Source organism: Pokkaliibacter plantistimulans, from assembly GCF_003194385.1.
Lineage (GTDB): Bacteria > Pseudomonadota > Gammaproteobacteria > Pseudomonadales > Balneatricaceae > Pokkaliibacter > Pokkaliibacter plantistimulans.
On record NZ_LAPT01000095.1, the window covers coordinates 37,994 to 58,595 of the forward strand.

Annotated in this window: 22 protein-coding genes; 13 read left to right on the forward strand and 9 right to left on the reverse strand. The window is 58.5% G+C overall.

What is annotated here, in order from left to right:
- Window positions 1-30 precede the first annotated feature (30 nt).
- Window positions 31-2,046, reverse strand: coding sequence for a DNA helicase Rep (gene rep, locus WH50_RS18810; protein ID WP_110188851.1), 2,016 nt, complete (start codon window positions 2,044-2,046; stop codon window positions 31-33).
- 272 nt (window positions 2,047-2,318) lie between these two features.
- Between rep and WH50_RS18815 the strand changes: the two genes are divergently transcribed.
- A complete protein-coding gene (locus WH50_RS18815; RefSeq protein WP_110188852.1) occupies window positions 2,319-4,055 on the forward strand; it encodes a putative bifunctional diguanylate cyclase/phosphodiesterase in 1,737 nt (578 codons plus the stop codon).
- 69 nt (window positions 4,056-4,124) lie between these two features.
- Window positions 4,125-4,586: a methylglyoxal synthase gene (locus WH50_RS18820; protein WP_207780387.1), complete on the forward strand. Its 462-nt coding sequence runs from the start codon at window positions 4,125-4,127 to the stop codon at window positions 4,584-4,586.
- Between the two features lie 69 nt (window positions 4,587-4,655).
- On the opposite strand, the gene WH50_RS18825 is transcribed toward WH50_RS18820, so the two are convergent.
- Complete coding sequence (locus WH50_RS18825; RefSeq protein ID WP_110188853.1) at window positions 4,656-6,161, reverse strand: YifB family Mg chelatase-like AAA ATPase; 1,506 nt, start codon at window positions 6,159-6,161, stop codon at window positions 4,656-4,658.
- A gap of 126 nt (window positions 6,162-6,287) precedes the next feature.
- Entirely contained in the window at window positions 6,288-6,593 is a 306-nt protein-coding gene (locus WH50_RS18830; protein ID WP_104153225.1) for an accessory factor UbiK family protein, read from the reverse strand.
- Between the two features lie 347 nt (window positions 6,594-6,940).
- On the opposite strand from WH50_RS18830, the gene glnK (WH50_RS18835) reads away from it, so the two are divergent.
- The 7 genes from glnK (WH50_RS18835) (at window position 6,941) to WH50_RS18860 (ending at window position 12,269) form a co-directional block, all read left to right on the forward strand.
- Window positions 6,941-7,279, forward strand: coding sequence for a P-II family nitrogen regulator (gene glnK / locus WH50_RS18835; protein WP_104153228.1), 339 nt, complete (start codon window positions 6,941-6,943; stop codon window positions 7,277-7,279).
- A 61-nt stretch (window positions 7,280-7,340) separates the two neighbouring features.
- Window positions 7,341-8,612, forward strand: a complete 1,272-nt coding sequence (locus WH50_RS18840) for an ammonium transporter (protein ID WP_104153231.1) — start codon at window positions 7,341-7,343, stop codon at window positions 8,610-8,612.
- A 293-nt stretch (window positions 8,613-8,905) separates the two neighbouring features.
- The gene (gene glnK, locus WH50_RS18845) at window positions 8,906-9,244 is read left to right on the forward strand and encodes a P-II family nitrogen regulator (RefSeq protein ID WP_104153234.1); all 339 of its coding nucleotides are present in this window, start codon (window positions 8,906-8,908) and stop codon (window positions 9,242-9,244) included.
- 32 nt (window positions 9,245-9,276) lie between these two features.
- Window positions 9,277-9,528 (forward strand): hypothetical protein, encoded by a 252-nt coding sequence (locus WH50_RS26155; RefSeq protein ID WP_133251372.1) that lies wholly within the window; start codon window positions 9,277-9,279, stop codon window positions 9,526-9,528.
- A gap of 154 nt (window positions 9,529-9,682) precedes the next feature.
- The gene (locus WH50_RS18850; protein WP_104153240.1) at window positions 9,683-10,480 is read left to right on the forward strand and encodes a transporter substrate-binding domain-containing protein; all 798 of its coding nucleotides are present in this window, start codon (window positions 9,683-9,685) and stop codon (window positions 10,478-10,480) included.
- 76 nt (window positions 10,481-10,556) lie between these two features.
- Entirely contained in the window at window positions 10,557-11,504 is a 948-nt protein-coding gene (locus WH50_RS18855; protein ID WP_110188854.1) for an amino acid ABC transporter permease, read from the forward strand.
- A gap of 15 nt (window positions 11,505-11,519) precedes the next feature.
- Window positions 11,520-12,269: an amino acid ABC transporter ATP-binding protein gene (locus tag WH50_RS18860; RefSeq protein WP_165838480.1), complete on the forward strand. Its 750-nt coding sequence runs from the start codon at window positions 11,520-11,522 to the stop codon at window positions 12,267-12,269.
- A gap of 108 nt (window positions 12,270-12,377) precedes the next feature.
- Here the strand turns inward: WH50_RS18860 and WH50_RS18865 are convergent, their stop codons facing one another.
- A complete protein-coding gene (locus tag WH50_RS18865) occupies window positions 12,378-12,917 on the reverse strand; it encodes a DUF2058 domain-containing protein (RefSeq protein WP_104154723.1) in 540 nt (179 codons plus the stop codon).
- A gap of 190 nt (window positions 12,918-13,107) precedes the next feature.
- Here WH50_RS18865 and WH50_RS18870 point away from each other — a divergent pair, with 190 nt between their 5' ends.
- Both WH50_RS18870 and WH50_RS18875 read left to right on the forward strand, forming a co-directional pair.
- Window positions 13,108-13,869 (forward strand): AzlC family ABC transporter permease, encoded by a 762-nt coding sequence (locus WH50_RS18870; RefSeq protein ID WP_110188863.1) that lies wholly within the window; start codon window positions 13,108-13,110, stop codon window positions 13,867-13,869.
- Window positions 13,862-14,185 (forward strand): AzlD domain-containing protein, encoded by a 324-nt coding sequence (locus tag WH50_RS18875; protein ID WP_104154724.1) that lies wholly within the window; start codon window positions 13,862-13,864, stop codon window positions 14,183-14,185. The genes WH50_RS18870 and WH50_RS18875 overlap by 8 nt, the downstream gene beginning before the upstream one ends.
- A gap of 165 nt (window positions 14,186-14,350) precedes the next feature.
- On the opposite strand, the gene WH50_RS18880 is transcribed toward WH50_RS18875, so the two are convergent.
- A complete protein-coding gene (locus WH50_RS18880; RefSeq protein WP_104154725.1) occupies window positions 14,351-14,548 on the reverse strand; it encodes a CopG family transcriptional regulator in 198 nt (65 codons plus the stop codon).
- Between the two features lie 193 nt (window positions 14,549-14,741).
- Between WH50_RS18880 and dauA the strand changes: the two genes are divergently transcribed.
- The gene (gene dauA / locus WH50_RS18885) at window positions 14,742-16,499 is read left to right on the forward strand and encodes a C4-dicarboxylic acid transporter DauA (RefSeq protein WP_110188855.1); all 1,758 of its coding nucleotides are present in this window, start codon (window positions 14,742-14,744) and stop codon (window positions 16,497-16,499) included.
- A 141-nt stretch (window positions 16,500-16,640) separates the two neighbouring features.
- Window positions 16,641-17,648 carry an Ldh family oxidoreductase gene (locus WH50_RS18890; RefSeq protein WP_110188856.1) on the forward strand — a complete coding sequence of 336 codons (1,008 nt, stop codon included), beginning with the start codon at window positions 16,641-16,643 and terminating at the stop codon, window positions 17,646-17,648.
- A 112-nt stretch (window positions 17,649-17,760) separates the two neighbouring features.
- Here WH50_RS18890 and WH50_RS18895 read toward each other — a convergent pair whose 3' ends face one another.
- The 4 genes from WH50_RS18895 to pip all read right to left on the reverse strand — a co-directional run bounded on the left by WH50_RS18895 (window position 17,761) and on the right by pip (window position 20,293).
- Complete coding sequence (locus tag WH50_RS18895) at window positions 17,761-18,183, reverse strand: GFA family protein (RefSeq protein WP_207780388.1); 423 nt, start codon at window positions 18,181-18,183, stop codon at window positions 17,761-17,763.
- A gap of 116 nt (window positions 18,184-18,299) precedes the next feature.
- Window positions 18,300-18,707: a hypothetical protein gene (locus WH50_RS18900; protein WP_110188857.1), complete on the reverse strand. Its 408-nt coding sequence runs from the start codon at window positions 18,705-18,707 to the stop codon at window positions 18,300-18,302.
- Between the two features lie 121 nt (window positions 18,708-18,828).
- Complete coding sequence (gene gloA2, locus WH50_RS18905; protein WP_110188858.1) at window positions 18,829-19,221, reverse strand: SMU1112c/YaeR family gloxylase I-like metalloprotein; 393 nt, start codon at window positions 19,219-19,221, stop codon at window positions 18,829-18,831.
- A 109-nt stretch (window positions 19,222-19,330) separates the two neighbouring features.
- Complete coding sequence (pip, locus tag WH50_RS18910) at window positions 19,331-20,293, reverse strand: prolyl aminopeptidase (RefSeq protein ID WP_110188859.1); 963 nt, start codon at window positions 20,291-20,293, stop codon at window positions 19,331-19,333.
- Window positions 20,294-20,602: the final 309 nt, after the last annotated feature.

Genomic DNA, 20,602 nt, shown 5'->3' on the forward strand with positions numbered 1-20,602 from the left:
CGCCGGTCACCCGGCGTTGCGACCTGAATGTCAGTCGAGCAACAGATTGCGCAGGGATGCCAGGGTTTCCCGTGCCTTGGCTTGCTTGACCTCTTTACTGACCCCCTCACGACCTTCCCACTCGACGTCATCCGGCGGTAACTCATCGAGAAAGCGGCTGGGTACGCAGTCCAGCAGTTCGCCGAACTGTTTGCGCTGTTTGGCCAGTGTCATGGTCAGGGTTTCACGCGCACGGGTGATGCCGACATAAGCCAGCCGGCGTTCCTCTTCCACGGTATCGGTTTCGATGGCATTGCGATGGGGAAGCAGTTCCTCTTCCATGCCGATCAGGAATACATGGGGGAACTCCAGTCCTTTGGAAGCGTGCAGGGTCATCATCTGTACCTGATCGGACTCGTCCTCTTCTTCCTGTCGCTCCAGAATATCCATCAGGATCAGACGGCTGATTACATCGCGAATATCGGCGTCAGGGTTGTCTTCCAGTAGACGCTCATGAGTCGAACGCAGGGAGTCGATCAGGAACCAGACGTTTTCCATACGCCGTTCTGCGGCCGTAGGCGACGTCGAATGCTGTTGCAGCCAGCCGGGGAAGTCGATATCCAGCACCATCTGTCGTACCGCACCGACCATGTCTTCCTGATAGCAGCGCTGGTGGGTCTGCTCCATCCAGTGAGCAAAGCGCCGCAGCTTGTCGATGGCCTTTTCCGGCAGATGCTGGGCCAGCCCCATTTCACTGCAGGCTGCGTACATGCTGATACCGCGTTCGCCGGCATAGGCGGACAGCTTTTCCAGCGTAGAGGGGCCGATCTCACGGCGTGGCACGTTAATGATGCGCAGGAACGCGTTGTCGTCGTCAGGGTTAATCATCACCTTGAGGTAGGCCATGATGTCCTTGATTTCGGCACGGGCAAAGAACGAGGTGCCGCCACTCAGGCGATAGGGAATCTGATAGCTCTGCAGCTTGGCCTCGATCAGTCGCGCCTGATGGTTGCCACGATAGAGGATGGCATAGTCACGGAATTCGGTGCGCTTACGCAGCTTGTGCTCAAGAATCTCGGTCGCTACCCGCTCCGCCTCGTGTTCTTCGTTGCGACACAGGATGACCCGCAGCGGATCACCAAAGCCCTTGTCACTCCACAGCTCCTTGGTGAATTCATGGGGATTGTTGGCGATCAGCACGTTGGCAGCCTTGAGGATGCGGCCGGTGGAACGGTAATTCTGCTCCAGCTTCACGATCTTGAGGCTGGGGAAGTCGCGTGCCAGCTGGCTGAGGTTTTCCGGGCGGGCACCGCGCCAGGCATAGATCGACTGGTCATCATCCCCTACCACGGTGAACTGGGCGCGTTTACCCACCAGCAGTTTGACCAGCAGATACTGGCTCATGTTGGTGTCCTGGTATTCGTCAACCAGCAGGTAATGCACCTTGTTCTGCCAGCGCTCCAGCACCTCCGGGTAATCACGGAACAGCTCCGCCGGCAGACGGATCAGGTCATCGAAATCGACGGCGTTGTAGGCCTGCAGAATACGGTTGTATTCCTGATAGACCTGTCCGGCCAGCAGCTCATCATTGTTGGCGGCGTGGCTGATGATGTAATGCGGATCGGCCAGATCGTTCTTCCAGTTGGAGATCAGATGCTGAACATATTCCGCGACCTCCAGATCCTGCTGCTTGAGGGTCTGCAGAATATCCTTGATCAGTGCCAGGGCATCCTGCTGGTCGAAGATGGAGAATCCGGGTTTGTAACCCAGGGTCTTCAGCTCCTTGCGGATGATGTTCAGCCCCAGGTTGTGGAAGGTGGAGACGGTCAGACCGCGCGAAGCCTGTCCTTTGATCAGCTTGCCGACACGCTCTTTCATCTCGCGGGCGGCCTTGTTGGTGAAGGTCACCGCAACGATGTGCTGTGCCTTGTAGCCGCACTGCTCGACCAGATAGGCGATCTTGCGGGTGATGACCGAGGTCTTGCCGCTGCCCGCTCCGGCCAGGACCAGCAAGGGGCCTGAGATGTTGCGTACGGCTTCCTGTTGTCTTGGGTTGAGTTGGCTCACGGCTGGCACCTGTTATCTCGTGTGAAGCCGGATGATTCTAGCAGATCGCTTCACAATTCGTTGCATAACGGTTGTTGTAATAAATTGACATAAAGGGCTAAAGTGAACTCTTCTTTGGCAAACGATATAAGGAAGCGAAAGGAAGTCCGCTTGCATGGCTTTCATGCTTCGCATGATCTGTTGGGTCCCAACGCCAGCAATATCAAGGTGTTAGCTACTCACAGTCTGGTTGTACTTCAGAAATATCCGGTAGTTGTCTGGAGTTGAAATGCATGTCGAATGAAAGCCAGCAGACGGTAAACAGACCGCTTCGTCTCCTGCTGGTCCATCCTAATCCTCGGGCGCAGGCGCTGTTCCAGATTCTGGTTGCGCGTGCCGAGGCAGCCTATGAGCTGAGCTGGTGCTGTGATATTGACAGCGCCCGTACGGCCTTGGCTATGGACTGGGTCGACGTTCTGCTGCTGCACAACCCCCTGCGTGAAGAACGCTCCATCGATCTGCTCAAACTGACCAATACTGACGGCAGTGCTGTACCCGTTGTGGTGCTGGGCAGGCTGTTACGCAGCTCTGGTGGCCGTGAGCTGATTTACAAGATGGGCGCTGCTGACTACCTGTCGATTCTGCAACTCAGTCTGGATGCCTTTGAAAAGGCCATTCACACCGCTCGCGAGCGTCACCAGCAACGCACGATCCTGCATCAGATCAGCCACCACGACATCGTCACCGGCGCTGCCAACCGGCAGATGTTTGTCCAGCGTCTGCAGCATGCCCTGCAGATGGCCGATGCGCATCAGAAACGGGTGGTGGTGCTGCAACTCAATCTGGACGGTTTCCAGAAGGTCAATGATTCCCTTGGCCATCAGCTGGGTGACGACATTCTGCGCGAAACCGTGCAGCGCTTGTTGCTGACTCTGCCTTCAGCGGAGCATCTGGGGCGGATCAGTGATAACCAGTTCGCCATCATGCTGGCCGATCTCGATAACCGCGAGCAGGTGATGCCGACTCTGTATCAGCTGCAACGCCTGTTCAATCAGCCCTATCTGCTGCCTAGCGGGCAGATCAGTCTGGGTTGCAGTATCGGCGTCAGTTTCTTCCCTGATACGGCGCACAATCTGGATGAATTGTTGCGGCAGGCGGGCATCGCCATGCATGAGGCCAAACGCCATCCCGGTGTCAGCCATCACCTGTTTGAACCCGGTCAGGATTCCAAAACCTCGGAAGCCTTCAGCCTGGAAGCGGACTTCCGCCGTGCCCTGCGCCGTAATGAGTTGCGCCTGTATTACCAGCCACGGGTGGATGTGCGAACCGAGGAAACCGTCGCCGCCGAAGGCCTGATTCGCTGGCAGCACCCAACGCGTGGCTTGCTGATGCCCAACGAATTCATTCCGATGGCCGAACGTACCGGTCTGATCGTGCCGATGGGCTACTGGGTGATTCACCAGGCCTGTCAGGATGCCAACTTCCTTCGTCACCACCGGTTGCCGCAGATTCAGCTCAGCATCAACCTGTCGTTCCGGCAGTTCAGCGATCCGATGCTGACCCGCACCATCACGCGTATTTTCCAGACCACTCAGGCTGATCCGCGCAATATCGAATTCGAGCTGACCGAGTCAGCGATGATGAAGAATGAGCAGCAGACCACCCAGTGCATCAAGGAGCTGACCGAGCTTGGCGCCTGCTTTGCGCTGGATGATTTCGGTACGGGGTATTCATCGTTTGCCCATTTGCAGCGCCTGCCGCTGACCCGCCTGAAGATCGACAAATCCTTCGTCAAGGAAGCTACCAGCTGTGGCGACAACGAGATCATCGTCCGCGCCATGATCAGTCTGGCCCATAACCTGCGTATGCTGGTGGTGGCAGAAGGGGTGGAAACACCGGAGCAGCTGCTGTTCCTGCGGCAGTATCGCTGCGATCAGGCGCAGGGCTTCCTGTTTGGCCGCCCACAGTGTTTTGAAGACCTGTGCCGCATGCTGGAAGGCCAGCAATATCGCCACCTCTCGCTTGGCTGACAGACGTCAGCAGCGCATGGCGTTATGCTGTCTCTCCAATGTCCGTTCTATAGCGCTGCGAGTTCACCCATGATTGAACAGAAAACCACGCTGATGCCTGCTGCCAAGCGGGTCGCCCTGATCGCTCACGACAACCGTAAGGATTTGCTGCTGGACTGGTGCCAGACCCACTTGCAGCATCTGCACGGCCATACCCTGTTTGCTACCGGGACGACCGGTCGGGTGCTGGAAAAGGCGCTGGGTATCAGTGTCAATAAACTGATCAGTGGCCCGCTGGGTGGGGATCAGCAGATTGGCGCCATGGTGACCGAGCGCCAGATCGATGTGATGATTTTCTTCTGGGACCCGTTCGAGCCGATGCCCCATGACCCGGATGTCAAAGCCCTGCTGCGTGTGGCGGCGGTGTGGAATATTCCGGTGGCCTGCAGCCGCGCCAGTGCGGACTTCCTCATCACTTCGCCCTTTATGCAGCAGGAATACGAATACCAGATTCCTGACTATGACGCCTATCTTGCCAGCAGAGGGTTTTAACAGGCGGTTGAGCACCCGTTCACGAACGTGTGCTGTTCTGCCTGTTGCGCGCAGTCTGCCCTGTGCAGCTTAAACCGGGCGGTCCAGCTGGCGGTATGACAAGGCTTCCAGCACATGACGCATACCGATCTGCGCCTCTCCGGCCATGTCTGCCAGGGTGCGGCTGACTCGTAATACCCGATGATAGGCACGGGCCGACAGGCCCAGACGATCCACCGCCTGCCGCAAGGTGGCAGCGGTGGCTTCATCCACATCACAGAACTGATCCAGAGCCTGCCCCTGCAGGTGAGCGTTAAGACACCCCTGACGCTGCAGCTGTAACTGCCGCACTTCGGTCACCTGCTGACGGATCTGGGCGCTGTTCGGGCCGCTGCGTTCGGCCTGACGCAGGGTTTGCCAGTCAGGGGTCTGCACCCGCAGATGCAGGTCGATGCGATCCAGCAGCGGGCCGGACAGGCGACTGCGATAACGGCGGATCTGCTCGGCAGAACACTGGCAGCGGCCGCTGCTGTCGCCGTGATAGCCACAAGGGCAGGGATTCATCGCCGCAATCAGCTGGAAACGGGCGGGAAAGGTCACCTTGGCGCGGGCACGGGACAGGGTGATATGGCCAGACTCCAGCGGTTCCCGCATGACCTCCAGTACCTTGCGGTCAAACTCCGGCAGTTCATCGAGAAACAGCACGCCCTGATGGGCCAGCGAAATGTCGCCGGGTCGGGGCTCACTACCTCCTCCTACCAGCGCCGCGGCCGAGGCACTGTGGTGTGGCGCGCGGAAGGGGCGCTGCGGCCAGCCGCCCTCTTCCAGATAGCCTGCCAGCAGTGATTCCACTGCTGCGACTTCCAGTGCTTCCTCTTCATCCAGTACCGGCAGCAAGCCGGGAAGGCGGCTGGCCAGCAGGGTCTTGCCGGTGCCGGGCGGGCCAAACAGCAGCGCGTTATGGCCGCCCGAAGCGACCACCTGCAGTGCCCGCTTGGCCTGTTGCTGACCTTTGACATCCAGAATATCGGGATAGTCCGGCATGATGCTGGCACTGATGCAGCCCTCGTAGAACGGCAGCGGGGTCAGCCCCTTGAGATGGGCACAGAGCCCCAGCAGATCGGTGACCGGCAGCAGTTGCGCCTGCTGTACCAGCGCGGCACGGGGCGCATTGTCCGCAGGTAAGACCAGACAGCGGCGTGCATCCCGGCTGGCGCGTGCCGCCACCAGCGCGCCGGGCACAGGACGGATGCGACCATCCAGTGCCAGTTCGCCGATACATTCCAGATGCTTTAACGGCTCCAGCGGGATCTGGCCGGAAGCGGCGAGAATCCCCAACGCGATGGCCAGATCGTAGCGTCCGCCGGTTTTGGGCAGGTCCGCCGGGGCCAGATTGACGGTGATGCGCCCCAGTGGGAACTCCAGCTGACTGGTCTGGATGGCACTGCGTACCCGCTCCTTGCTTTCGCGCACGGCAGCTTCGGGTAAACCCACCATATTCAGCGCAGGCAAGCCAGCAGAAATGTGCACTTCGACAGTGACGGCGGGGGCATCGACACCGAGCAGCGCCCGGCTGTTGACGACAGCAAGTGTCATAGATACGTCCTTGTTATGGGCTGCCAGCCATCCAGCGGCAGGTGCCTGAGCCGATGGGCAGCAGGCGGTGTAGTGGCGTTTTAGCAGACAGCGCAGAGGCCGGGGCGCTCTGCACTGCAGGAAGGGTTATTCGTCGGCCTGTGGGTTGACCTTCACAAAGCCTTCGCCTTCGTTGTCTTCTCCGGCGCTGCCGCTGTTGCCCTGCTCCAGCGCGGCCAGACGCACTTCCAGCGCTTCCAGACGGGCGCGGGTACGCTGCAGCACTTCTACCTGCACATCGAATTCTTCGCGGGTTACCAGATCCAGTTTGGCAAAGGTGCTCTGCAGGGTCTGACGCACCATCTTCTGAATTTCTTCATGAGGCAGCGGCAGGCTGGACAGGCCCTGACTGAGCTGCTGCTGCAGATTTTCAAAGAGTTTGGAGTTGATCATTGCGGGTTGTCCCCTGAGTTGGCGATTGGGCTTCACTATACCCCCAACGACTTGTCGATTTGAAGTCTGCAGCGCACAGCCTGCCGATACAGGCAGGCGCCGCTGGCGGTGAGGGTGAGCCACGCTGGTGCATCGTTACGGTCAGCAGTGCACAAAAAATGAGCAATTTTGGTGCGTGCACCAAAGTGGCGCGCTCAATCCTTCCTTTTTTGCTACCGAAAGTTCGCAAAATCTCTCTAACTCTATGAATTGAATAAGTTTTCAAAAACTGGCACAGGGTCTGCTTAGAGGGGTAACCAAGGCACTGCCAGCACCTCAGGGTGCACGAATTCTAAGAGGGAGCATCTATGAAACTAGTTACGGCGGTAATCAAGCCATTCAAGTTGGATGATGTACGCGAAGCCCTGTCGGATATCGGCGTTCAGGGGATCACTGTGACGGAAGTCAAAGGCTTCGGTCGTCAGAAGGGTCACACCGAGCTGTATCGTGGCGCAGAGTACGTCGTTGACTTCCTGCCTAAGGTCAAGATCGAAGTCGCGGTGGCTGACACCTTGGTCGATCAGGTGATCGATGTGGTTTCCAAGGCTGCCCATACCGGCAAGATCGGTGACGGCAAGATTTTCGTATCTGACCTGGAACAGGTCATCCGTATCCGCACCGGCGAGACTGGTGAAGAAGCACTGTGATTGCTGCCGCGCACTGCTGTGAAGTGCGCAGGCCGACAAGTTGCCTGAGGAGGAGTTTCCTGTGGAAGAGCTTTTAAAAACAACGGCGGGTGATGTAACCCAGCTGAAGTATGCCCTAGATACGTTTTACTTTCTGGTGATGGGCGCCCTGGTCATGTGGATGGCCGCGGGCTTCGCCATGCTGGAAGCCGGTCTGGTGCGTGCCAAGAACACCACCGAGATCCTGACCAAGAACGTCGTACTCTACGCCATCGCCTGTACCATGTACCTGCTGTGTGGCTACCACCTGATGTACTCCAGCGATGCAGGCGGCTTCATCCCCAGCTTCGGCAGCCTGATCGGCGAAGAGCACACTGCTGAAGCGGTACTGGCCGGTGGTGACGGTGCGCCTTACTACTCACTGCGCGCTGACTTCTTCTTCCAGGTGGTCTTCGTCGCCACCGCCATGTCCATCGTCTCCGGTGCCGTGGCTGAGCGTATGAAACTGTGGGCTTTCCTGGCGTTCGCGGTAGTGATGACCGGCGTGATCTATCCCGTGGAAGGCTACTGGAAATGGGGCGGTGGTTTCCTGCAGGAAGCCGGCTTCCAGGATTTCGCAGGTTCTGGCGTTGTGCATCTGGCGGGTGCGTCTGCTGCGCTGGCCGGTGTGCTGCTGCTGGGTGCCCGTAAAGGTAAATACGGTGCTAATGGTCAGGTCAACGCGATCCCCGGTTCCAACCTGCCGCTGGCGACCCTGGGTACGCTGATCCTGTGGCTGGGCTGGTTCGGTTTCAACGGTGGTTCCGAGCTGAAAGTATCTGATGTGGGTGAAGCCAACGCCGTTGCCAACGTCTTTGTTAACACCAATGCTGCCGCTGCAGGCGGTGTGATTGCCGCGCTGATCGTAGCCCGTCTGTGGTTCAAGAAAGCGGATCTGACCATGGCACTGAACGGTGCTCTGGCCGGTCTGGTGGCCATCACTGCTGAACCTCTGGCTCCTTCTGCCGTCGCTGCCACCCTGATCGGTGCAGTGGGCGGTGTGATCGTGGTGTTCTCCATCGTCACTCTGGACAAACTGAAAATTGATGATCCTGTCGGTGCCATCTCTGTTCACGGCGTGTGCGGTATCTGGGGTCTGCTGGCGGTGCCGCTGACTAACAGTGACGCCACCTTCGGTGCGCAGATTCTGGGTGCGGTCTGTATCTTCGCCTGGTGCTTCATTGCCAGCCTGGTGGTGTGGGCGATCCTCAAAGCCGTCATGGGTATCCGTGTCAGCGAAGAGGAAGAGTACGAAGGTGTGGACATCCACGAATGTGGTATGGAAGCCTACCCTGAGTTCAAAACCAGCAAATAAGCCCCGTGTTCCTGTAACACTGTGCTGAACCATCGGCTCCTGCGGGAGCCGATGGCGTTTTTGTCACCCTCACCGCTGCAATATCAGACAGCGGCGGTGGTGGCGGTGAATTAAGGATAAACAAGCAGGTTGGCTTGGCCCTTGCTTTCATCAGGGAGAAGGTGCCCACAACGTGAGGACACGATCCTGTTGATGGAGCACAGTGCCCGGCAGCGGGATAGCCTCACTGCCCTGTTCGGGTATACTAGGCGCCACTGCTTGCGGCTCAGCCGTTCTGTATAAGGGAGACTGTCATGAAACTTGTTACTGCTGTGATCAAACCCTTCAAGCTGGACGATGTGCGTGAAGCACTGTCTGACATTGGCATTCAAGGTATCACGGTAACGGAAGTAAAAGGCTTTGGACGTCAGAAAGGCCACACCGAGCTGTATCGCGGTGCTGAATACGTGGTCGATTTTCTGCCCAAGGTAAAAGTCGAAGTGGCAGTGGATGACACCGCGCTGGACAGCGTGATCGATGCCATCTCCAAGGCGGCCCATACCGGCAAGATCGGTGACGGCAAGATTTTTGTCACCCAGCTGGAACAGGTGATTCGTATCCGTACCGGCGAAGAAGGTTCGGACGCACTATAACGGTGCAAATCCAAGGCCATCGGACGGCTGCCATGGCAATTGCCCTGCCCGTCCGATGCTTCTCTGTGCAGACAGGGCCCGGTCTGGCCGGTGCATTTTCCCCTGCTGTGAAGCGATTGCTTCAAAAGGTAACACCCCCGCTGCTGAGACTGGTTCGGTTCAGCATCTTTGGTATGCATTTCAGCCGTAATCCTGTGCAGAATCACGTCATTGAGGGTGTGAATATGGTTTATTTGCCTGCAAATCCATCAATCGCAGAAAACTTAACTGTTGTGGCCTGCTAATTGCTTTAGTCTTGTTCGATTAACAGGTTCAGGGTGCCTGCTTCTACATCAGAGTCAGATTTGTACTGTATATCAGTGATTTATCTGCGTTGTTGGAGGCGGAAGCGGGGTGAAAGGCCTGCCATTATAAAAGTTGTCTAGCTTGAGGTTGCTTATGAAAAAACTGCTCGCGTCTTTGGGGCTGGTATTGGGTGTGGCTACCGTGTCACAGGCTGCCATGGCAGAAAGCGCTGTCGACAAAGTGGTCTCTGCAGGTGAACTGCGGGTGTGCTTCGAAGCCGGTTACATGCCGTTTGAGATGAAAAACAAGAACGGCGAATTCGTCGGTTTTGACATCGATATGGGCAAACTGATGGCCAAGTCCATGGGAGTGAAGTTCACCCCGGTCAACACTGCCTGGGACGGTATCATCCCTGCCCTGCTGACTGACAAGTGCGACATCATCATGGGCGGTATGACCATCACTGCTGAGCGTAACCTGAAAGTTAACTTTGCTGATCCGTACATCGTGGTGGGTCAGTCCATCCTGATGAAGCCTTCACTGGCTGGCAAAATCACCTCCTACAAAGATCTGAATGATCCCAAGTACACCGTAGTGACCAAACTGGGTACTACCGGTGATGCTGCAACCAAGAAATATATCGGTCAGTCCAACATCCGTCTGTTCGACACCGAAGCGGATGGCGCACTGGAAGTGGTCAATGGCAAGGCTGATGCCTTCGTTTACGACCTGCCCTTCAACGCTATCTACGCAGCGCAGAATGCAGGCAAAGTGGTTCACCTGGACAAGCCCTTCACCTATGAGCCTCTGGGCTGGGCGATCCGCAAGAACGATCCTGACTTCCTGAACTTCCTCAACAACTTCCTGCGTCAGACCAAGGGTGATGGCACCTATGACCGTCTGTACCAGAAGTGGTTTGAAAGTGACGAATGGCTGAAAACTGTACAGTAAGTTGAATTCAGTCCTGTGATACCGAACACCGGTTTGCTTGCAAATCGGTGTTTGTTTTTTTGGAGTACCCTCAAACATGCGATCTGAAAACCGGGCGCTATGGCAAAGCGTGTATCTGGTGATAGTGGTAGCCTTCTGTGCTGTGGTCTACGCCTCCAGTAAACACATCAACTACAACTGGAACTGGCAGCGTGTCGTTCCCTACCTGATCAATACCGAGCCGCAATCGGTTCGTGCGCCCTTTGACGGTACCGCCAAAGTCAGTACTGACGACAAGACCCTGACGCTGGTGCCCGATGCCGGTGGCGAGCCGGTGGTGGTGAAGAAGTTCAGCGCGATTTCGGTGAACGACGGCGACCTGATTTTTGAAGGTGATCAGGTGGCCACCATCAGCAACTGGCGCATCGGCCCCATCACCGAAGGCATGATCACCACGCTGGAAATCTCGCTGGCATCGCTGGTGTTTGCGGTGATCATCGGCCTGTTTATTGGCCTTGGCCGTATCTCCCGCAATCTGGCTATCCGTCAGCTGTGTATCACCTATATCGAGATCATCCGCGGCACGCCGCTGCTGGTGCAGATCTTCATTTTCTACTTCTTTATCGGCACTGTGCTGTCACTGGACCGCTTTACCGCCGGTGTGGCATCGCTGGCGGTGTTTACCGCGGCGTATGTGGCGGAAATCGTCCGCTCCGGTATCCAGTCGATTCCGCCCGGACAGATGGAAGCCGCCCGCTCGCTGGGCATGACCTACGTGCAGGCGATGGTCAACGTCATCCTGCCGCAGGCCTTCAAACGCACCCTGCCGCCCATGGCCGGTCAGTTTATCAACCTGATCAAGGACTCCTCGCTGGTGTCGGTCATCTCCATCACTGACCTGACCAAAGCCGGTCGTGAAGTGGTCTCCGCCACTTTTGCTCCGTTCGAGGTGTGGTTCACCGTGGCGCTGCTGTATCTGGTGATGACCGGCGCGTTGTCATGGATGATCCAGCGTCTGGAAAAGAAACTGGCAGCCAGCGATTAAGGCGAGGACGATACGATGCATTTACAGAACGCCGAAGACATCATCATCGCCAAAGATGTCGACAAGATTTATCCCAATGGCTGCCATGCCCTGAAAAAGGTCTCGGCCTCTATCAAGAAGGGCGAAGTGGTGGTGATTATCGGGCCGTCGGGCTCCGGCAAGTCCACCTTCCTGCGGACCCTGAACCAGCTGGAAACCATCTCCAGTGGCAGTATCGTCATCGATCAGGTCGATATGTACGGCAAAAACACCAATATCAACAAACTGCGTGAGCACGTTGGTATGGTGTTTCAGAGCTTCAACCTGTTCCCGCACAAGAGCGCCCTGCACAACGTGATGATGGCGCCGCTGAAGGTCTCCAAACGGGCCAAAAGCGAGGTGGAGGAGCATGCCAAGGCGCTGATGAAGAAAGTCGGTCTGGCCGAGCGCATGAACAACTACCCCAGTCAGCTGTCGGGCGGTCAGCAGCAGCGTGTGGCCATCGCCCGGGCGCTGTGCATGAAGCCGAAAATCATGCTGTTCGATGAGCCGACCTCGGCACTGGACCCGGAAATGGTCGGTGAAGTGCTGGATGTCATGAAGAGTCTGGCCAAAGAAGGCATGACCATGGTGGTGGTGACTCACGAAATGGGCTTTGCCCGTGAAGTGGCTGACCGGGTGCTGTTTATGGAAGACGGCGAACTGCTGGTGGAAGATACCCCGGACAAGTTCTTCCATAACCCTACCCATCCGCGCCTGCAGCGTTTCCTGTCGCAGGTGTTGTAACCGGCTCACCTTCTGAGCGCGGGGACGTTCGTCAAACAACGGTGCTGTGGAAAAACAAAGAGCCCGGGTCGCTAAGCGGCCCGGGCTCTTTTGTTTGTTACACCACCCTTACCACATCAGGTCATCGGGGATGGGCGGGTATTCGTCATCGTCACTGCTGCTGTCGACATGAGGATGAATCACCCGTTCCGGCATCCGCTCTTCAATACGGGCGGCTTCTGCTGCGGGGACCAGCAGGTAACCTTCATCGGCGATCACGATCAGCAGTTGGCTGCGTGACAGCTGCTCCAGCTGCTGAGGGGTGACGTACAGCTTCTTGATCTTGGTGCCGTGGACGAAGTTGTAGGGCGTGTCAGCGTCCTTGGGCGGTTTGACGCCATGTACTTCGAGCAGCTGACGCACTTCGGCTTCCTGTGCGCGGCGGGTTTTGTCATCCAGCTGTTTCTGGTTCAGCTCGCGGTCGCGCTGCACCTTGGCCTGACGCTCCTGTTCGCGTTTGACTTGCTCAGCCAGCTTGGCCGCTTCCTGATCCGCTTTGGACACCTGCTTGGCCAGCTTGTCCTGCTTGCGTTTGTCCGCGGATGCCTTTTGCGCCTGCTGTTTGGTAGCAAGGCCGTTTTTGAGTAATTGATCCTTGAGTGATGCCATGGAGAACACTCCCCTGAGGTAATACTTGATTCGGGTCGGGCGACCGCCGCCCGGAGTCGGCAATGTATAGAAAAAACCGGCCCGATGCCACCGCCCCGCCGGACCAGCAAGAAAGTCAATATTGTCCAAGCAGTCTTTCAGACGGCAGGTCTATACTGCCTGAGCCCAATCTGCAGCGTCAGTGATGCCCATGACAACCCATAACAAGACTCTTCGCGCTGGCCATGAGCTGCCAGTCAACGCCTATCTGGCCGGTATAACCGATACCGTGCCGCTGATTCTGGCCGCTATCCCCTTTGGTATTCTGTATGGTGCCCTTGGCTACAGTCAGGGGGTGCCGGTGTGGGCCATTCTGGCCATGTCCCTGCTGGTATTTGCCGGTGCCTCACAGTTTATTGCCGTGGGGCTGCTGGCATCGCACACTCATCCGGCCGTGATTGCGCTGACCGTACTGGTGGTCAACCTGCGGCATATGCTCTATGCCGCCAGCCTGATGCCGGAAGCGGCCAGACTGTCACAGCGCTGGCGGTTACCTCTGGCGTTCTGGCTGACGGATGAAACCTATGCCACCGTCAGCACCCATCTGCGCCACTATCGCGATACCGGCAACCTGCGCTGGTACTGGCTGGGCTCGGGTTCTGCCATGTACATCAACTGGGTCGCCTGCACCGCGCTGGGCGCCTGGCTGAGCAGGGATGTGCCTGATCTCACCCACTGGGGGCTGGAAGTGGCGCTGGTCGTGGCTTTTGTCGGCATGGTTGTGCCTGCCATCAAGCAGTTCAGCCACCTGTGCTGTGCTGTGACGGCGGGAGGCGTCATCCTGCTGACCTATGACTGGCCGCACAATACCGGTCTGCTGGTAACCTCACTGGTGGCCATTGGTGTCGGTATCGGGACGGAGATGCTGAGCAAAAAAACGGCCCCCCTGAACGGAGCGACTCACCATGAATGATCTGACCCTGCTGTTGCTGATTCTGGCGATGATGGCGGTGACGTTTGTGCCCCGTTATCTGCCCTTTGCACTGGCTCATCGCTTCCAGCTGCCGCCGTTGCTGCAGCGTACGCTGGGCTATGTGCCGGTTGCAGTACTGACCGCTATCGTGGTGCAGACCACGCTGGTACGTGACCAGCAGATCCACACCGACTGGCAGAATCCCACCCTGTGGGCGGCTGTGGTCGCTGGTCTGATGGCCTGGCGTGGGGTCAGCCTGCTGCTGACGGTCTGTGGCGGGATGCTGGTCTATGGCGTGCTGCGCTGGCTGTTCTGAGTACCTGCCAACGCGCTGCTGCGTGTCGGCCACGCAGCGTTGAAAGGCCATGTGCGTTAAGCAAACTCCGCTTCTGCGGCGCTTTTCGTCTTGCCGGGCCTGCGCTCGTGAGAGTGTGTTTACGCCCTGTAAATCAGCTGGCTGACGGCCGCAGCGCCGTCAGCCTTACTGTTCTTCCTGTTGTCCTTCCTGCTCAATGGCCTGCTGCAACCAGTCTGGCCCCATCTGCTGTTCAATGTAGTCACGGATAAACTGACGGACCTTCTGTGAAGGAGTGACATCTTCCTTCGCGCACAGTGCTTCGAAAATGGCTTTCTTGCGGGGGTCGATCAACAGGGTCAGGCGTGCAGTTCGCTGCTCCATCTTCAGGTACCTCGGCAGGATTCGGGGGCTTGAGCGCCATGCAGGCTCATGGATATGTGCATTACATGTTAATGTTATTAACATTGAATGAATACTGTATAGGCATATAATTCTCATCACATGCTAACTGTACAGAAGGCGATACACAGCGCTGTCTGCGGTTGGCGCTTTCTCCTGCTGGAGACCTGTGATCATGCCGCATCGCGCCCACCTGTTTTCCCTCCGTATTGGCCACGCCCTGCGTGAAAGCTGTCTGAATGAAACCTACAACCTGCAGCGACTGAGCAAGGATCTGCTGGCAGGTATCACCGTCGGTATCATTGCCATTCCGCTGTCCATGGCGCTGGCTATCGCCAGTGGCGTTGCGCCGCAGTATGGCCTCTACACCGCCATCATCGCTGGTTTCCTGATCGCCCTGACCGGCGGTTCGCGCTATAGCATTTCCGGGCCGACCGCGGCCTTTGTCGTGATTCTTTATCCGGTGGCGCAGCAGTTTGGTCTGGGCGGGCTGTTACTGGCGTCCCTGCTGTCGGGGCTGATTCTGATCCTGCTGGCGCTGCTGCGTCTGGGGCGGCTGATTGAATACATTCCCGAAGCGGTCACCCTGGGCTTTACCGGGGGGATCGCCGTGTCGATTGCCACCCTGCAGATCAAGGACTTCTTTGGCCTCAGCGTCGGCCAGTTGCCGGAGCGCTATCTGCCCAAGGTGGAGGCGCTGCTACTGGCGTTGCCGGGCAGCCACTGGCCCAGTGTGCTGGTGGCCGGGCTGACACTGGCGATCATGCTGCTGTGGCCAAAACTGAAAACACCGGTGCCTGCGCATCTGCCTGCGGTACTGGCCGGTAGCCTGCTGGCGCTGGCACTGAATCATCTGGGCTGGCAGGTGGATACCATAGGTTCGCGTTTCAGCTATGTGCTGGCCGATGGCTCTCAGGGGCAGGGTATTCCGCCGGTACTGCCGGAGCTGGCGTGGCCCTGGAGCCATCCGGGCGCGGATGGCAAGCCGCTGGCGTGGAGCTGGGCGATGGTGCAGGCGTTGCTGCCCTCGGCGTTTGCCATCGCCATGCTGGGCGCCATCGAGTCGCTGCTGTGTGCGGTGGTGCTGGATGGAATGACCGGCAAACGCCACAGCGCCAACTCGGAACTGCTCGGTCAGGGTATCGGCAATGTCATCACCCCGTTCTTCGGCGGTATCACCGCGACGGCCGCCATTGCCCGTTCCGCTGCCAATTTCCGCGCTGGCGCCCAGTCGCCGCTGGCAGCGATGATCCATGCGCTGGTGGTGCTGCTGGCGCTGCTGAGCCTGTCACCGTTGCTGGCCTATCTGCCGATGCCGGCCATGGCGGCGCTGCTGCTGATGGTGGCGTGGAACATGAGTGAAGCCCCCAAGGCCGTGCATCTGCTGAAAACCGCACCACGCGGCGATGTGCTGGTATTCCTGACCTGTCTGTTGCTGACCATCCTGTTTGACATGGTGATCGCCATCACCGCTGGCATTCTGCTGGCAGCCGTGCTGTTCATGCAGGAAATGGCGGCGATGACCCAAGTCACCGATATTACCGACGGCAAGCGGGTGCGGGATGCGCAGCTGCCAGCGGGCTGGCGGGTGTTCAAGATCAACGGGCCGCTGTTCTTTGCCGCGGCAGAGCGCATTTTTGGTGAGCTGGCCCAGCTGCATCGTCAGCAACAGCGCAGCGGCGAGCCCCTGCCCGGCATGATTCTGTATCTGGATGGGGTCACGGTGCTGGATGCCGGTGGCCTCTCCGCCCTGCTCAAGCTGATGGATCAGTGTCGTCACGCCGGGGTCAGCCTGTGGCTGGCCGATATGCAGCAGCAGCCGCTGCGAACGCTCAGGCATGCGGGGGTGCGGCCCGAGCCGGGCGTGACGGCCTGGTTCCCGACCCTGCAGGCGGCGCTGGAACGTGCCGCGGCCCCCTCTGATCAGGCCTGATGACGTCACACGGGTGAGAGTTGACAGTCGCGGTCGGGCAGTCGATGCTGCCGGAGCTGGAATTTAACTGAACACCAGTGCTATCAGCGGGCAGTGACCATCGTCTCTCTGCCCTAGGCATGACTGAATCTGGAGAGCGATATGCAGTTGTCACTGACAGACATCCGCGAACTGGCTGAGCGTATTTTGCGTCATCACGGTTTTACTGAAGGTCACGTGCAGGCGGTGGCCGATACCGTGGTACGTGGTCAACGGGATGAGTGTCATTCCCATGGGCTGTACCGCCTGCTCGGTATTGTTGCCACCCTCAAGGCTGGTAAAGGTGTTGCCGATGCGGAGCCTGAAGTGATTGATCACGCCCCTGCGGTGGTGAAGGTCAATGCGCACGGTGGCTTCTCGCCGCTGTCTTTCCGTCAGGGGCTGCCGCTGCTGGTGGACAAGGCCCGCAGTGGCGGCATCGCGGCCATGGCCATTAACAACTGCGTGCATTTCTCGGCACTGTGGGTAGAAATCGAAGCGCTGGTGGAGCAAGGGCTGGTCGCCATGGCGTTCACTCCCAGCCATGCCTGGGTGGCCCCGGCGGGCGGTCGCAAGCCGGTCTTTGGTACCAATCCGATCGCCTTTGGCTGGCCTCGTCCCGGTCATAACCCCTATATCTTTGACTTTGCCACCAGTGCCATTGCCCGTGGCGATATCGAGCTGCATCGTCGTGCTGACAAGCCCATTCCGCTGGGCTGGGGCGTGGATGCTGAAGGGCAGCCGACCACTGATGCTAATGCCGTGATCAACGGGGGCTCCATGCTGACGTTCGGCGGCCATAAGGGATCGGCCTTGTCGGCCATGGTGGAGTTGCTGGCAGGGCCATTGATTGGCGACCTGACCAGTGCAGAGTCACTGGCGTTTGATGACGGCAGCCGTTCACTGCCCTATCACGGCGAGCTGCTGGTGGTGTTCGATCCCAAACGTTTCCTTGGTGATGACTGCGATACCCATCTGCTGCGGGCAGAAAGCCTGTTCGAGGGGATCATTGATGCGGGTGCCCGCTTGCCGTCACAGCGGCGCTATGAGGCACGTCTGCGCAGTGAGGCGCAGGGTGTGGAACTGCCGGATGCGCTCTATGCGGATCTGCTGAAATTACTGGAAGCCTGATAGCCTGATCGCCTGCTGATCGTGCAGACCGATGACACCTCTGCCTGAGGCAGAGGTGTGCTGGACAGCGGTGCGCTGGAGAGAACATCAGCGCTATCCGCTGGGGAAGCGGTCAGATATCCGGGCCGTTATCGTCGAAACGCGGCAGCATATCGCCGATCTGCAGCCACGGGCGCTTGCTGGCACACCAGATGTGGTACTGCGGTTTGATCTGATCGGGGTCATCCAGGCTGGGCATGGTGACATCCAGATGATCCTGACCTACGGTGCGGAACACCAGATGGGTGCCGCAGTGAGGGCAGAATTCGCGCAGGCTGCGGCTGGAGGAGTGATACTCCGCCGGCGTGCCGGAGGTATAGCGGAAGTGGCTGTCGGCACAGGTCAGCCAGGCCATCATCGGTGCACCACTGGCGCGCTGACACAGGCGGCAGTGGCAGTAACCGGCATCAATCACCTGACCGCTGACTTCATAGCGCAGTTCTCCACACAGGCAACCGCCCGTCAGGCGTGTGGAGGCATTGCTGTTCAGGGGCACGGAGCACCTCCTGTAAAACCCTAAATTATGTTTGATCTTCGCCCGTGCGCACCCGCCGGGACGGGAAGGTCTTGTCACGCCGGGTGGCTGGCGCGCAGCAGTTCGTGAACCGCGGCTTACATCACCAGCATCAGGTGGCAGACCATGCCTTCGCTTTCCGCCTGACTCAGCACCTGCTGCACATGGCTCAGCTCGCGGATCGCCTGCTCGGTGTCTTCTGCCAGCACTTCGCCGTTGGCCTGCAGATGGGCCAGCAGGGCGTTGACGGTCAGCAGACACTCCTTGGGATAGAACCACTCGGCTTCGTCGTTGTCCCAGGTTTCTTCATCATCGTCGAAATGATCACCGTCATTGAGCTGATACTGCAGGTCGGTGTCATCGAAATAGGCAGACAGCGGCACCTGATCCAGCGCTTCGGCCAGATCGTCCAGCGCCTCAATCTCTTCATAGAGGGTGACCAGATCGGTTTTGTCGGGCTGGCGACCCTGCAGGCCGCCCAGATTGATCCACAACCTCATGCTCATGCTGTACTTCTCTCATATTGCTGTGTCGGCCTGATCGCCGGGATGCCGCATCATAGCGGCAGTTCTGTCGGAGTGCACGGGGCGCCGGTCGTCAGGGTGTTTCAGCGTGCTGCCAGTGCGATTACTGCTCGTACAGCTCCAGCGGCAACCCGTCCGGGTCACTGAAAAACACAAAGCGTTTGCCGGTCAGGTCATCCACCCGCACCGCTTCCACCTCTATGCCCGCATCCAGCAGCACCTGCCGTGCGGTGCTGACATCCTCAACGGCAAAAGCCAGGTGGCGCAGGCCCTGCGCTTCCGGCCAGGACGGGCGAACGGGAGCATCAGGAAAGGAGAACAGCTCGATCTGATAGTGGCCGTTCACCGCCAGGTCCAGTTTCCAGGAGTCACGGGTAGCGCGGTAGGTTTCCGCTACGACCGTCAGCCCCAGTACTTCAGTATAGAAGGCTCTGGAGCGGGCATAATCGCTGCAAATGATGGCAACGTGATGAATATGATTTAATTTCAGGCTCATTGGCGTCTATCTGCTGTAGGTATGGCCTGCCTCTGTGGCCCGCAAGGCGACGGAGCAGGCCACAGAGGCGGCGGGCGGTGTGGGCGTGCATGGCCCGGGTTAACACAGGCTATGAGTGTGATAAACCGGCAAAGCGGTCGGTCGCACGGATCAGCGCATCAAGAATACCCGGCTCGTTGAAGGCATGGCCTGCATCATCAATGATCTGATAATCCGCCTGTGGCCAGGCCTTGTGCAGTTCCCACGCCGTTCTGGCCGGGGTGCAGACGTCATAGCGGCCCTGAATGATCACACCCGGAATATCTTTCAGGCGCGCGGCATTAGCGATCAGCTGACCCTCTTCCATCCAGCCTGCGTTGACGAAGAAGTGGTTCTCGATGCGGGCGAAGGCCAGCGCGAAGTGATCTTCGGAGAAATGCGAAACATTGCCCGCATCCGGCAGCAGGCGGATGGTGCTGCCTTCCCAGGTGGCCCAGGCTTTGGCCGCGACCTGACGGGCATGTTCATCGTCACCGGTCAGCAGGCGGCGATAAGCGGCCATCAGATCGTGACGATCCGGTACCGCGATGGGGGCGAGGAAACCTTCCCACAGATCGGGGAACAGCCAGGAAGCGCCTTCCTGGTAGTACCACAGCAGCTCGTCACGGCGCAGGGTGAAGATGCCGCGTAACACCAGCTCCGACACGTGCTCGGGGTGGGTTTCGGCATAGGCCAGCGCCAGCGTGGAGCCCCAGGAGCCACCAAAGACCTGCCATTTTTCATAACCGCACATCTGCCGCAGACGTTCGATATCGGCGACCAGATCCCAGGTGGTATTGGCGTCCAGACAGGCATGGGGAATCGAGCGGCCACAGCCGCGCTGATCAAACAGCAGAATGTCATAGTGATCGGGGTTGAACAGCTGACGATGGGCGGGTGAGCACCCTGCACCGGGGCCACCGTGCAGAAAGACCACCGGTTTGGCGCCGGGCGTACCGCAGCGTTCCCAGTAGACATGGTGGCCATCGCCGACATCGAGCATGCCGTGGGCATAGGGTTCAATCGCCGGGTAGAGGGTGCGCAGAGAGGACATGGATTACTCCTTGGTTGAGCAATACGGTGCAGGCAGAGAGTGAGAGTGCCCGAGCAGGTCAAACTAGGTTACCCGGGCAGCAAGAGCAAGGGAGAATAACTATTCCTGTTTACCGTCAGAGCAGATGACAAGTACTGCTGAGCATCTGTCACCCACAGCGGGAGCAGGCAGCAAGTACCGACATTCTGTTACCTGAATAGCGCCGATCACTGGCGCGGAATTTCCAACTGTTGCAATGCTTAAGGGTCTATAAGCAAGGGCTTGGAATTGCCCGGCAAAACCTTAATCCTTAGCAGGTTGTTGAAAATC

Coding starts and splice junctions, on each gene's coding strand:
- WH50_RS18815 (WP_110188852.1), top strand. CDS start 2,319: ATGTCGAATGAAAGCCAGCAGACGGTAAACAGACCGCTTCGTCTCCTG.
- WH50_RS18820 (WP_207780387.1), top strand. CDS start 4,125: ATGATTGAACAGAAAACCACGCTGATGCCTGCTGCCAAGCGGGTCGCC.
- WH50_RS18825 (WP_110188853.1), bottom strand. CDS start 6,161: ATGACACTTGCTGTCGTCAACAGCCGGGCGCTGCTCGGTGTCGATGCC.
- WH50_RS18830 (WP_104153225.1), bottom strand. CDS start 6,593: ATGATCAACTCCAAACTCTTTGAAAATCTGCAGCAGCAGCTCAGTCAG.
- glnK (WP_104153228.1), top strand. CDS start 6,941: ATGAAACTAGTTACGGCGGTAATCAAGCCATTCAAGTTGGATGATGTA.
- glnK (WP_104153234.1), top strand. CDS start 8,906: ATGAAACTTGTTACTGCTGTGATCAAACCCTTCAAGCTGGACGATGTG.
- WH50_RS26155 (WP_133251372.1), top strand. CDS start 9,277: ATGGCAATTGCCCTGCCCGTCCGATGCTTCTCTGTGCAGACAGGGCCC.
- WH50_RS18850 (WP_104153240.1), top strand. CDS start 9,683: ATGAAAAAACTGCTCGCGTCTTTGGGGCTGGTATTGGGTGTGGCTACC.
- WH50_RS18855 (WP_110188854.1), top strand. CDS start 10,557: ATGCGATCTGAAAACCGGGCGCTATGGCAAAGCGTGTATCTGGTGATA.
- WH50_RS18860 (WP_165838480.1), top strand. CDS start 11,520: ATGCATTTACAGAACGCCGAAGACATCATCATCGCCAAAGATGTCGAC.
- WH50_RS18865 (WP_104154723.1), bottom strand. CDS start 12,917: ATGGCATCACTCAAGGATCAATTACTCAAAAACGGCCTTGCTACCAAA.
- WH50_RS18870 (WP_110188863.1), top strand. CDS start 13,108: ATGACAACCCATAACAAGACTCTTCGCGCTGGCCATGAGCTGCCAGTC.
- WH50_RS18875 (WP_104154724.1), top strand. CDS start 13,862: ATGAATGATCTGACCCTGCTGTTGCTGATTCTGGCGATGATGGCGGTG.
- WH50_RS18880 (WP_104154725.1), bottom strand. CDS start 14,548: ATGGAGCAGCGAACTGCACGCCTGACCCTGTTGATCGACCCCCGCAAG.
- dauA (WP_110188855.1), top strand. CDS start 14,742: ATGCCGCATCGCGCCCACCTGTTTTCCCTCCGTATTGGCCACGCCCTG.
- WH50_RS18890 (WP_110188856.1), top strand. CDS start 16,641: ATGCAGTTGTCACTGACAGACATCCGCGAACTGGCTGAGCGTATTTTG.
- WH50_RS18900 (WP_110188857.1), bottom strand. CDS start 18,707: ATGAGCATGAGGTTGTGGATCAATCTGGGCGGCCTGCAGGGTCGCCAG.
- gloA2 (WP_110188858.1), bottom strand. CDS start 19,221: ATGAGCCTGAAATTAAATCATATTCATCACGTTGCCATCATTTGCAGC.
- pip (WP_110188859.1), bottom strand. CDS start 20,293: ATGTCCTCTCTGCGCACCCTCTACCCGGCGATTGAACCCTATGCCCAC.